This window comes from Acinetobacter sp. PC34, from assembly GCF_051789135.1.
GTDB lineage: Bacteria > Pseudomonadota > Gammaproteobacteria > Pseudomonadales > Moraxellaceae > Acinetobacter > Acinetobacter johnsonii.
On record NZ_CP196664.1, the window covers coordinates 423194 to 435403 of the forward strand.

Annotated in this window: 9 protein-coding genes; 2 read left to right on the forward strand and 7 right to left on the reverse strand. The window is 43.8% G+C overall.

Annotation, left to right across the window (positions count from 1 at the left end):
• Positions 1-79 precede the first annotated feature (79 nt).
• Positions 80-2653, reverse strand: coding sequence for a glycerol-3-phosphate 1-O-acyltransferase PlsB (plsB, locus tag ACSC9N_RS02010; RefSeq protein ID WP_131230676.1), 2574 nt, complete (start codon positions 2651-2653; stop codon positions 80-82).
• Between the two features lie 292 nt (positions 2654-2945).
• Between plsB and ACSC9N_RS02015 the strand changes: the two genes are divergently transcribed.
• Entirely contained in the window at positions 2946-3818 is an 873-nt protein-coding gene (locus ACSC9N_RS02015) for an acyl-CoA thioesterase (protein ID WP_131230674.1), read from the forward strand.
• Positions 3819-4048: 230 nt separating this feature from the next.
• Entirely contained in the window at positions 4049-5308 is a 1260-nt protein-coding gene (locus tag ACSC9N_RS02020) for a dicarboxylate/amino acid:cation symporter (protein ID WP_131230672.1), read from the forward strand.
• Positions 5309-5363: 55 nt separating this feature from the next.
• On the opposite strand, the gene ACSC9N_RS02025 is transcribed toward ACSC9N_RS02020, so the two are convergent.
• The 6 genes from ACSC9N_RS02025 to ACSC9N_RS02050 form a co-directional block, all read right to left on the reverse strand.
• The gene (locus tag ACSC9N_RS02025) at positions 5364-6308 is read right to left on the reverse strand and encodes a metal-dependent hydrolase (protein ID WP_439036108.1); all 945 of its coding nucleotides are present in this window, start codon (positions 6306-6308) and stop codon (positions 5364-5366) included.
• A 140-nt stretch (positions 6309-6448) separates the two neighbouring features.
• Positions 6449-7309: a ribosome biogenesis GTP-binding protein YihA/YsxC gene (gene yihA, locus ACSC9N_RS02030; RefSeq protein WP_010327597.1), complete on the reverse strand. Its 861-nt coding sequence runs from the start codon at positions 7307-7309 to the stop codon at positions 6449-6451.
• Between the two features lie 103 nt (positions 7310-7412).
• Positions 7413-7862, reverse strand: coding sequence for an RrF2 family transcriptional regulator (locus ACSC9N_RS02035; RefSeq protein ID WP_004977913.1), 450 nt, complete (start codon positions 7860-7862; stop codon positions 7413-7415).
• Between the two features lie 89 nt (positions 7863-7951).
• Complete coding sequence (gene hmpA, locus ACSC9N_RS02040) at positions 7952-9160, reverse strand: NO-inducible flavohemoprotein (RefSeq protein ID WP_131230668.1); 1209 nt, start codon at positions 9158-9160, stop codon at positions 7952-7954.
• A 150-nt stretch (positions 9161-9310) separates the two neighbouring features.
• The gene (locus ACSC9N_RS02045) at positions 9311-10894 is read right to left on the reverse strand and encodes a helicase HerA-like domain-containing protein (protein WP_439036109.1); all 1584 of its coding nucleotides are present in this window, start codon (positions 10892-10894) and stop codon (positions 9311-9313) included.
• An 8-nt stretch (positions 10895-10902) separates the two neighbouring features.
• Entirely contained in the window at positions 10903-12111 is a 1209-nt protein-coding gene (locus tag ACSC9N_RS02050; protein WP_159152627.1) for a PLP-dependent transferase, read from the reverse strand.
• Positions 12112-12210: the final 99 nt, after the last annotated feature.

Consider the following 12210-nt stretch of genomic DNA (forward strand, 5'->3'; position numbering starts at 1 on the left):
AAATAGATTTTAATTTTTATTCATAGACTTAAAGCATAGGCACCTACATTTTGTAGATACCTATGCTTTTAAAAAGAAATTACTTCTTCTTACGTTTCAAACGCTTCTTCGCTTGTTCAGCAGCGACTTTGTCTAGCGTGTCTTTCAGTTCTTCATCGCTGAAAGTGGTGATGTGTTGCAACATTTGTAGTGTGACATCATCCAACACCAAGTTGGCATATTGCGCAACGTTTTGGAAGTTCTCATCAAACACAATCGCGTTGTCTGAGTTGGTGCTGATATAACCCTGTTGCGTCAGCACTTTAATAAAGCTTTGGAACAGGGCTTTATCAAAGAATTCAGGTGAATTGAACTCATACAGGACAGATAGACGCTGACCGACCAAATGACTGAGTTCTTCAACCTGACGTGCTGAAATGTTCCCAGAGCCGCGCTGTGTAATCAGCGCAAGCGTCATATAGTAACGTTCGAGACTTTGCATTACTGGCGCTGCCAAGACCACCAATTGGTTATGATCTTCACTGTTTGGAGCAGGAGAAATCAAGTGGCCTTCGGCATCTTCAGAAATCAGTTTGGCTTGAATTAAACCATCTACATAGGCACAGATTTGATCTTTGAGTTCAGCATCTTCCCATTTTAAAAACAGTTCTGCTTTTAAGAATGGATATAGCGTGCGAATTACATTGATTAAATCACTACGACCAATGGTTCCATTATGTTCAACCAAAGCGGCAACAAGAGATGGCAATACAAAGGCATGCAAAATGTTATTACGGAAGTAGGTCAGCAGTACCGCTTGATTGTCCGCAATCGCAATAATGTCACCAAGAACGTGATTGACACGCTTGATCAGTTTTAGCTTTAAACCATAAGCAATGATTTCTTTACCTGATAATGGCGTGACCAAGAGGCGCTCATCATAAGGAAGTGTCGTCAAAAGCTTGCGATAGGTATCGAGCTGTTTAATACAGATTTCTTCATCAAGGGTATGCTTCTCAGTGGCCAACAGAACCAAAGACAAGAGTGAAACAGGATTCACCACAGCCGCACGGTTAATATTTTCTAAAATCGCATGCGCTGAACTGTTGACTGCATCAGAGACTTCTTGCGGAATTGGATCATCATTTTTAGCAATTTGTACATTCTCAGCGCCATGCTTTTTCAGCATGTCATCGAGGAAAACGGGCTCACCAAAGTTGAGATGGACTTTCCCGAAAATACGTTCAATTTTGCGTAAAGTTTGCAGAATCCCAAAGACAGACTCGGCTTCTTTGGGTTTACCGTTCATCTCGCCGACGTAGGTTGCACCTTCCATCAAGCGTTCATAGCCAATATAGGTCGGAACAAAGACTATCGGTTTGGCACGACCACGCAAGTGACTGTGTACCGTCATGGCTAACATACCTGTCTTCGGTGGTAGCAGACGACCTGTACGTGAACGACCACCTTCGATGAAGTATTCTAAAGGCGTGTTACGCGACAAAATGCTGTATAGGTATTCTTTAAAGACCGAAGTGTAGAGCGCGTTACCGCGGAAAGTACGGCGAATAAAGAATGCACCGCCACCACGTAAAATTTGCCCAACAAATGGCATATTCAGGTTATCGCCTGCAGCAATATAAGGCACCATCAAACCACGGTTATACACCACATAAGACAACAGTAAATAGTCGATATGACTACGGTGACATGGGGTATACACAATTTCGTAGTCTTTAGCCAGCTCACGAACCGTATTGAAGTTATGTACTTCAACTCCGTCATAGAGTTGCGTCCATAAACGTGCCAGCGCCATTTCCGCAAAACGGATGGTTGAATGTGAGTAATCCGATACGATTTCATTGACATAACCAATGGCACGACGTTCTGCGTCTAACATGCTAATTTTGCCGCGGATACTTTCACGGCGAATCGCATCTTGTACATCACTGGCTTTAATCAATGAATGCATCACGTTGCGGCGGTCCGAAAGATCGGGACCGAGTACCGCTTCACGGTGTGCATCGAGCTGATTATTTAAGGTGTTTAGAATGTAGGTCGCAGGGGATAAATTCGGATAGGTGGTTTTTGCAAAGTCAACCAAAGCACGTAAAGACTGACTTTCATGAAACTCTAAAAATGACTGACGACCATGTAAACCGATATTCATCAGCTGTTTCACCGTACTTGGAGTTGCCCAAGTGTCGGTAAATAACAATTTAAACCAAGAGTCTTCTTTATCTGGTGAACGTCCCCACAGTACCGTCACAGGTACCAACTCTACGTCTAAATCGGGTTGTTGTTCTAAAGCTTCAACGAGACGTAATAAGCGCGGTGGAAAGGTGTGTGGTGAAGGGTTAAGTAAATTATTTTCATCGTTATGCTGTAAAAAAACGATCGATGCTTTTTCTTGATGTGTCCCCACGACCAAAGGGTCGAGTGCAGGAGCAAGCTTTAAACGACGTGTTTCACCATCCACCAACAACGCATTACTGCGTGAGTGATTTTGAAGCACATAACAGACAATTTTTTTGGGATGGCCTGAAGCTGCTGGGTCAGCATCTGTTGCTGTCGGTTCTGTTGGAACCTCACCCAATACATGTGGGGTTACTATTAGGTCAAGAAGCTTACCTGAAAGCTTTCTATACATTTGACCAAAGCCACTTTTGGACATATACACTCCTGCTTAAATGACCAATCCCGCAGTTTGTCTGAAGGGGTATTTATTTTGCGTAATTGTAAACATAAACCGTATGTCATTTCCTGACAAATTTGTTTTATATGGTGAATTTTATCGTTAAAAATCGTATTTTTAGTCGGAAATAACGAAAAAAACTTATGACAACTCAGTCAAGCAATCTATAGGGTTTTAGTCTGAATTTATGGCAAAATAGAATTTATGCTCTATATATGATATCTGTCACTTTACATAAATATTGGGTATCTCACCATTAAGTAGGTTGTTTATGAATGCTTTAACCCAAGAGTTGGTTGAATTACTGAGCCTCGAAAAAATTGAGGAAAATATCTTTCGTGGACAAAGCCGTAATTTGGTTGGGAAGCGTGTTTTTGGCGGACAAGTCTTAGGTCAGGCCCTACGTGCGGCGTCATATACGACGGATCGTCCAGCTCATTCTTTACATGCATACTTTTTATTTGGTGGCGATGTGAACGCACCGATTATCTATGAAGTTGATCGAATTCGTGATGGTCGTAGTTTTGTCAGTCGCCAAGTGCGCGCTATTCAGCACGGTAAAACCATCTTTATGTGCATGGTGTCTTTTGCTGACAATGAAGAAGGGCTGAATTACCAAATCGGTGAGCCTGAGTATCCAGCACCAGAGTCTTTAAAGTCTGAGGCTGAACTGAAAAAAATGATGGTGGAATTTGTGCCTGAAAATGTGCGTGCAAGTTTCATGCGGGATCGTCATGTGGAAATTCGTCCCATCAATCCACAGAACCCGTATCAACCGCAGCCTGAAGCGCCTGTATATGCGCACTACATTCGCACACATGACCGCATTGCAATAGAAGTGGATGAGATTTCGTTGCATCAAGCAATTGCGGCATTCTATTCAGATTTCACTTTAATGACCACGGCACTGCGCCCGCATGGTTTAAGTTATCTTTCGCCAAGTTTGCAGTGTGCGAGTATCGACCATGCTATGTATTTCCATAAGCCCTTTCGCGTGGATGACTGGATGCTGTATGACATGGACGCCACAGTCAGTGCCAGTTCACGTGGTTTAAACTTTGGACGAATGTGGCAAAACGGTGAGTTGGTGTGTAGTACTACGCAAGAAGGTTTGATTCGGCTCCGTGAAATCGAAGCCCAATAAAGCCTAAGTACAGAAAAAGCTGAGTGATATGACTCAGCTTTTTTTATGACTGATTTTATGACTGAAAGGTGGTCAGAGCTGAGCTAGGCGTTGAGCTTGAATTGTAGTGGTCTCATCTTTTTGGGAGAGGTATATGGGGAAGTGTGCAGTACTTGTGACAAAAAAATGCTCGATTCTCACCTGTTCACATGGCATAGTTTCCCAAAGAAATCTTTGAAAAGCATGAAGCTATGAGCTTAAACACGCAAATTCTAATTGCAGCGATCTTTGGGGTCATCTTCGGATTTATTCTCAATCTTTTCCCGGGTACCGCTTTTTTAGACATGAGTTTGTATGGAATCGGGGTGGTCAGCAGTGTTTTTATTGGTCTGTTAAAAATGCTCTTGATTCCCCTCATTTTTAGCTCAATTGTGGTGGGGGTATCCAACTTACAAGCGGGCGGACAACTCTCCCGTGTTTGGAAAATTACGCTGGCATGTTGTGTCACCACCACGACTTTGGCCTTGATATTGGGTTTAAGCTGCGCGCATTTATTTGAAGTTGGCAAAGGTGTCGATATAGCTATGTTCCAAGACGCCATGGCCTCTCATCAAACTCCAGATACGCTCACGCCATCTTCGTTCTTCACCAACTTTATTCAAAATACGCTGATTAACCCGTTCAAAGCTTTTGCCGAAGGCAATGTTTTAGCGGTGGTGGTTTTTGCTCTGTTCATTGGAGTGGCACTGGTTAAAGGCGGAGAAAAATTCCGTACGGTACGTAAGCTGAGTCAACAGTTCTTTGACATCATGATGTTGATGATTGGTTGGGTGATGAAGCTAGCCCCGCTAGGAATTTTTGCCTTACTTGCTAAGTTGATTGCCACTGAAGACATTTCGGTATTGAGTCGTTTGGCTGAGTTTGCGGCTGTGGTAACGGGCACTACCATTTTTCATGGTCTGGTGGTCTTGCCGCTATTACTGTGGATTTTTGGCAAGATGAATCCGATGACCTTTTTTAAAGGTACACGTGTGGCGTTAATTACGGCTTTTGCCACCAGTTCAAGCTCAGCGACCATGCCTTTATCCCTCAAGTGTGCGCAAGAAAATCTTGGTGTACGTCCGCAAACGGCAGGCTTTGTGATTCCGTTGGGGACGCAGCTCAATATGGATGGTACTGCGCTGTATGAGGCAGCGGCGGCTTTGTTTATTGCCAACTTGATGGGACTAGATTTGACCTTGAGTCAGCAGCTGGTGGTGTGTCTGACGGCAATGATTGCCTCTTTAGGTGCTCCGGGGATTCCGAGTGCGGGCATGGTCACCATGATTATGGTATTGCAGTCTGTCGGGCTTCCTGCTGAAGCAATTGCGATTTTATTGCCGATTGATCGCTTGCTGGATACCGTGCGTACTGTGGTGAATGTACAAGGTGACATGATGATTAGTGTGGTGGTGGATCGACATACCAAGGATCTGGATGCACCTTTGCCCAATTTATCGAATCCGTCTTAAGTTTTGCTCTAAAATAAAAAAAGCAGCCGATTGAGCTGCTTTTTTATTTTAGGATTTAAGCGACTTTGAGCATGGCACGTTTAGCCGCTGGGGATTGGTCTAAGTAGGCAATAGCATCTTCTGTTTTGGCTTCGTGTACAGGGTCATACCATGGTACCAAATAGCCAAATTGCTGTGAGATTAACCAGAGTGGACTTGGTAAAACTTGATGATTCCGTTTAGAAATAGACAGCCACTCACGCCAAATCCAAGGTTTAAACAGACTGGGTTGAATCGACTTAAAACGGTCATCTTGTTTCATAATATGGGCTGCACCATCAACCCATAAACCCAGCACGGCAGCAATCACCACCAGACTCAAATAATAGCGCGCAATATAGCCTCCACCTAAATGTCGGTACAAATCAAATGCGACGGTACGGTGTTCAATTTCTTCTGCGCCGTGCCATTTGATTAAGTCTAGCATCGCAGGGTCAGCGCCCATTTTTTCCCATTCGGTGTTGTCCAGTGCATATTTGCCAAGGACACAGGTCATGTGTTCCACCGTGGCAATAATACCGAGTCGAAACAGATCCCACTGGTGCTCAAGTGCTTTGGGTACAGTGAGATCAAGTGGTTTATCGGCCAGTAATTTTCCAAATAAGAAATTCATCAACTCTAGATTACGGGAGACATCAATCTTTCTTTGGCTGAGATACTCTTTATTGGCTGAGTTGTGTGCCTGCGCATGCATGGCTTCTTGGCGGATAAAGGCTTGTACATCCTGTTTCAGCTTTTCATCGCTAATTTGCGGTAAGACTTTGTTATAGAGGCGGCAGAACCAGAACTCACCTGCGGGCAGAATCATATTAATTTCATTGATGAAATAGCTGGCAAAAGGGTGGTTGGGAATCCAATCAATCGGACTGTCTTGCCACACAAATTTAACTTTGCGAGGCTTAATTGTGTAGGCAATAGAGGAACGAATTTTGTTTTTTTTCAATCGAGACCATAATTTCATATGCTGACCTATTTTTATATGTGTTGAACTTTTTCACGAGCTGAATAAAGTCAGTATAAAAAAAAGTCCCCGATTGCGATTAGCAATAGGGGACACAGATACAGCAATAGATGATGCTTTTATAGGTTGGCGTTTAAAACTTAAGCCTCAGACTGTGGTTTGGTTTCCACATCGTCTTCAGCGTCAAGATCTATCGCGGCTTCAGGATCTTCATCGAACTCGTCTGCATCCAGCTCATCGGCTGTTGCATCTGGAATACTGCTTAAGTCAAAGTGTTGGGCTTGGTCTAAAGTAAAATTGAGTCGTCCGCCCATCACACTTGCCAGTTCTTCTAGGCCTTGTTTGTTGAGAGAAGAGAACAATTGAATTGAGAAATCCAGTTTCATCTTTTTCAATTGGGCTTTCACTTCTTGCAATGCTTTAGAAGCAGGGCCACGGTTGAGTTTATCGGACTTGGTTAGCAGTACATGCACAAACAATTTACGTGAATACGCCCATTCCAACATCATCACGTCAAAGTGCTGTAGCGGATGACGAATATCCATCAACAAGACTAAGCCTTGTAAGCTTTTACGCTGAATCAGGTAATTTTCTAACTCTTTTTGCCACACGATTTTCATCGCTTCAGGCACGGCTGCATAACCATAACCGGGTAAGTCGACGAGACGTTGATCAGGATTACCCAGACTGAAAAAGTTAATCATCTGCGTACGACCCGGTCTTTTCGAGGCACGAGCCAATTGCTTTTGGTTGGTTAAGGCATTGATCGCACTGGACTTTCCTGCATTTGAACGACCCGCAAAGGCAATTTCATAGCCTGTATCTTCTACACACAGATTGAGCTTCGGGGCACTCATTAAAAACTCTGCTTTACGCAGCCAGTTGAGAGCGCGCACAGCATATTCAGTAACTGCAGAATCTACCTTTTTTTCATAGCTAATTTTTTGCTTTGGGGCAGCAGCAATTTTACTGTTTTTGGATTTTCCTCGGCTGTGGTGCATAACTCAACTTCAATTTATGATCTACAATCAGCCATTATAATGGAAGTCGAGCAGGCAATCGACCTTTGCAGCGTAAAGTCCGTAATCTTGTCTATAAAAGACCTTAATCGGCAAGATTGATCAGGTTAATCGGCGAGTGGGTTGTGAACTTATTTTGAGCTTCAGTGCCCAGTACATCTGCTAAGGTATATTGGTCTAAGCTGTGATAGAACTGATCCAGCGCTTGATCTAAGATCCCTTTCAGTCCGCAATTCGAGCGGAGTACGCAAGGCGGGGTGTTACATTCCACAATGTTCTGATCCGCTTGTAAGACCCGCACAATCTCGCCCAGTCTTAAATGTAGGGTTTCTGGATTGAGTCGAATCCCACCGCCACGACCGCGTGCAGTAATAATCCACTGCTGTTTCGCCATAAAGTGTACGATTTTCATCAAGTGGTTTTCAGACACTTGTAGTGCTTGTGCCAGTTCTGCAATGGTATGTGGTAGCGCTTTCGGCTGTGAAACATACATCAGAATTCGCAAAGCGTAATCGGTAAATTTATTGAGCTGCATGAGGTTACTGATCGTTGATAAGCAAAAAAACAAAGGGCTAGTCTAGCATAACCTGACTAACCCTCTCTATTTTATGCCGATGGCATGGGTTAGTGGTGAACACCACCTGTACCAAAAGCTTCACTGTGAATATTTTCGGCAGGAACACCACGGGCAATTAGGGCTTTTTGTTGTTCAGCCATAAATGGCATTGGGCCGCATAAGTAGTAGTCTGCTTGTACTGGTAGAATCGCGCTATCGATAGTATTCAAATCAAGGCGACCCTTCGCATCATAATCTTGACCCAAAACATCGCTTTGATGTGGGAACTCATATGCAGTAAAGGTGCTTAAGCGTGGGTATTTGGCTTTTAAGTCATGAATATGTTGTTTCATGGCATGCACTTGTTTGCTACGGCAGGCGTGCACAAAAGTCACAGGCTCTGGCATATCCAAAGTCACCAATTGATTCAGCATCGCCACCATTGGCGTGAGGCCTACACCACCACTAATAAAGACATTGCGTTTATTTGGGTCAATCAGGTAGAAGTTACCTGTTGGTGCAGACACTTCAATTTCAGCACCTTCGGCTAAACCATGCAGAGTATTTGACACCCAGCCTCCCGCCAAATCACCTTTTTCATCTTCGCGTTTAACCGAGATACGTAAATAGTCAGCTTGAGGGCTAGTTGAAAGGGTGTATTGGCGAGGTTGTTTTAGACCAAGTTCCTCAACAAATACACGTACTGAAATGTACTGACCTGCTTCATATTTTGGTAAATCACCACCGTCCACAGGGGCAAGATAGAAAGACGTGATTTCATCGCTTTCAACCACTTTCTTCGCGATTTTAAAGTTGCGCCAGCCTAACCAGCTCCCTTTGGTTTGTTGATGTTGCTCATAAATCGCTTTTTCAGTGCTAATGAATAAATCAGCCAATTGACCATACGCCGCAGCCCAAGCATCAATCAATGGATCCTCCATTGAAATACTTAAAACTTCACTAATCGAATGGAGGAGGTTTTCCCCAACAATATTGTAGTCGGGTGCTTGAATATTCAAGCTGACATGTTTGTGGGCAATCAGCTCAACCACAGGGAGTAATACTGAAGGATCTTCAATGTTTTCTGCATAGGCCAACACAGCACCCGCCAAAGCTTGGGCTTGAGCACCACTGCGTTGATGCCCCATATTAAAGGTTTCTTTTAAATTAGGATTGTTGCCTAACATGCGGTTATAAAAATAACCCGTGAGTGCGACACCATTTTCACGAAGGACAGGAACAGTTGCTTTTACAAGGTCAATTTGCTGCGGAGTCATGTTTGATCTCTCTTGGCTATCATTTATAAGATGTATTTAAAATATACCTTTAAAGATGTAATGTAAATACATCTTTTAAAGAAAAGCTTAATTTTTTTATGGAATATAATAATATCCCATAAATTTTGATTTTTAGATTTAAAAAGTAGATCACTTACGCCCAAACAAAGAGCCGAGTAAACCACGGACGATTTTTTGTCCTGTACTGCCCCCAAGGCTACGTGCGGCACTTTTAGCAAAGGTTCCGACCGTGTCTTGAATTAGCTTCTCACGCTGTTTCGCTTCACGTTCAGCTTCTTTCTGCTGTTCTTTTGCGATACGCTCTTGCTCACGTGCTTGTTGCTTAGCCAGTTTTTCAGCTTCTTTGGCCTGCTGTTTTGCGAGCAGCTCCTGTTCTTTGGCTTGTTGTTTCTCTTGCTCTATCTGTATCGCTTGTTGTTGGCGTTCAACCACTTTATTTTGTAGAAGTTCAAAAGCACTTTCACGGTCTAGGCGTTTTTCATAAATGCCTGCCACGATACTTTGTGAAATCAATGCTTGACGTTGCTCTGGGCTAATAGGACTGAAAGACGAGTAGGGTGGCATCACCCATGCACGCTCTACGACTTGCGGCGTGCCTTGTTCATCGAGGCAACTAATCAAAGCTTCACCCACAGCTAGCTCGGTGATGGCTTGCTCAACCTTAAATTCAGGGTTGGCACGGAAGGTGTCTGCAGCTGTTTTAACCGCTTTTTGATCTTTCGGGGTAAAAGCACGTAAGGCATGTTGTACGCGATTGCCGAGCTGTCCTAGGACGCTTTCAGGCAAATCCAGTGGGTTTTGCGTGACAAAGTAAATACCCACCCCTTTGGAGCGGATTAGGCGCACCACTTGTTCAATTTTTTCTTGCAGTGCTGCACTGGCATTATCAAACAGCAAATGTGCTTCATCAAAGAAGAACACCAGCTTGGGCTTGTCCATATCACCAACCTCAGGCAGCTGTTCAAATAACTCTGAAAGCATCCAGAGCAGAAAAGTGGCATAGAGCTTTGGGGTATTCATGAGCTTGTCTGCGGCTAGAATATTGATATAGCCATGACCATTACTGTCGGTCTGAATAAAGTCGAGAATATTTAAGCTGGGCTCCCCGAAAAATTGATCACCGCCTTGATCGGCCAGTGCCAATAAATTCCGTTGAATTGCGCCAAGGCTGGCAGGAGATAGGTTGCCATATTCGGCTTTAAACTCTGCGGCATGTTCACTGACATAACCAATCATGGCTTTTAAGTCTTTAAAGTCGATCAGTAACATGCCTTGATCATCTGCAATACGAAATACCGCAGAAAGTACCCCTTCTTGGGTATCATTCAAATTCAGCATACGTGCCAGCAACAGCGGGCCAATTTCAGTAATCGTGGTACGAATAGGATGACCTTGTTCAGCAAATAAATCCCAAAACATCACGGGTGATGCAGCAAAGGGAATGCTGTCGATGCCTAAACTTTTAATGCGTTCATCAAATTTGGGGTTGGATGCACCTGCCTGCGCTAAGCTGGAAACATCGCCTTTGGCATCGGCTAAAAATACGGGCACCCCGAGTCTGGAAAAACTTTCAGCCAACACCTTCAGGGTTACGGTTTTACCTGTCCCTGTTGCCCCTGCAATTAAGCCATGACGGTTGGCAAACTTCGAGTGTAGAACAACATCTTGTTGGGTATTCGTGGTTTTCTTGGCAATGATGATCGGGGTGCTCATACTTCTTCCTATTCAATTTTTTTGTGATGGTTATTCAGTCGTTTTAGTGCGTTTTCTATATCTTGAATTAAATCGGCAGGATGTTCTAGTCCTATACAAAAGCGAACCAATAAACCTTGTTGTAAATGTGTATGCTCAAGTGCACGCATGTCTTTGAGGTCATACAGCATCACCAAACTCACAGGACCGCCCCAACTAAAGCCGAGTTTGAAGAGCGACAGGGCATCACAAAACTGACGAATATCTTGCAGATCAAATTCGGGCTTGAAAATGACACTGACCAAACCTGCACTGTGTTGATCGACACAAATGTCTTTCCAATATGAATGACCTGCAGCACTCGAGTCAGCAGGGTGTAAGACCTGCACAAATGCCGGTTGTTGTTTTAGCCATGCTAGGAGTTGCAGCGCACTTTCAGACTGTGCGGCATAACGAATGCGCATTGATGCTAGACTGCGTTGGACTTGAGCAACATCATCCCCAGAGACGCTAATGCCTTGAATGGCATGCGTGCGAAAGAGTTGATGATGTAAAGCTCGCTCGCGTGTCACGACTGAGCCCATTAAAATGTCTCCGCCGCCACTTGGGTATTTGGTCAAAGCATGTACCGTCACATCTACACTTAAGTGCGCATCACTAAAATCAAAAGCATTAAAGGCAAGACCTGCGCCCCATGTGTTGTCTAAAGCAGTGAGCACATGATGCGTTTGTGCTTTTTTCACCAGTCCGACCAAATCTGGAAACTCCAGTGTGACTGACCCTGCGGCTTCTAGCCAAATCAGTTTTGATTTTCCCGTCGGTTGGAAAGAAGACACATCAATAGGGTTATAAACACGAACATCAATGCCATAGCGTTTTTCTAGATTACGAAGATGCTCCATGTTTGGCCCGTAAATATTATCTGCCACCCAAACTTCATCACCATGACTTAAAAAACATGAGTTCACTAGGTTGATGGCAGATAAACCACTCGGTGCCAATAAGCAGTAGGTTCCACCCTCAATTTGTGCAATGTTATCGCCCAGTGTAAATGTGCTGGGGGTGCCATGGGTGCCATAACTATAGTCATAGTCATCGGTCCAATGGCGATTAAACAGTGCATCTGTATCTTTAAAAATAATCGTCGATGCACGATACAGGGGAGGTTGGACCGTTGAGATGTACTGAGGAGCTTGTCTTGGTGCATGAACCAATGCGGTTTGCGGTTTTTTTTTCACGAATCGACTCATCATAAAGCGATAAATTGTTTTTAGCTTAAGAGAAAGTTTCTAAATAGGCGAGAAAATTGAACAAATGTGAATAAAGGTAAACAAAAT

Coding starts and splice junctions, on each gene's coding strand:
- ACSC9N_RS02015 (WP_131230674.1), top strand. CDS start 2,946: ATGAATGCTTTAACCCAAGAGTTGGTTGAATTACTGAGCCTCGAAAAA.
- hmpA (WP_131230668.1), bottom strand. CDS start 9,160: ATGACTCCGCAGCAAATTGACCTTGTAAAAGCAACTGTTCCTGTCCTT.
- yihA (WP_010327597.1), bottom strand. CDS start 7,309: ATGCACCACAGCCGAGGAAAATCCAAAAACAGTAAAATTGCTGCTGCC.
- plsB (WP_131230676.1), bottom strand. CDS start 2,653: ATGTCCAAAAGTGGCTTTGGTCAAATGTATAGAAAGCTTTCAGGTAAG.
- ACSC9N_RS02045 (WP_439036109.1), bottom strand. CDS start 10,894: ATGAGCACCCCGATCATCATTGCCAAGAAAACCACGAATACCCAACAA.
- ACSC9N_RS02020 (WP_131230672.1), top strand. CDS start 4,049: ATGAGCTTAAACACGCAAATTCTAATTGCAGCGATCTTTGGGGTCATC.
- ACSC9N_RS02035 (WP_004977913.1), bottom strand. CDS start 7,862: ATGCAGCTCAATAAATTTACCGATTACGCTTTGCGAATTCTGATGTAT.
- ACSC9N_RS02025 (WP_439036108.1), bottom strand. CDS start 6,308: ATGAAATTATGGTCTCGATTGAAAAAAAACAAAATTCGTTCCTCTATT.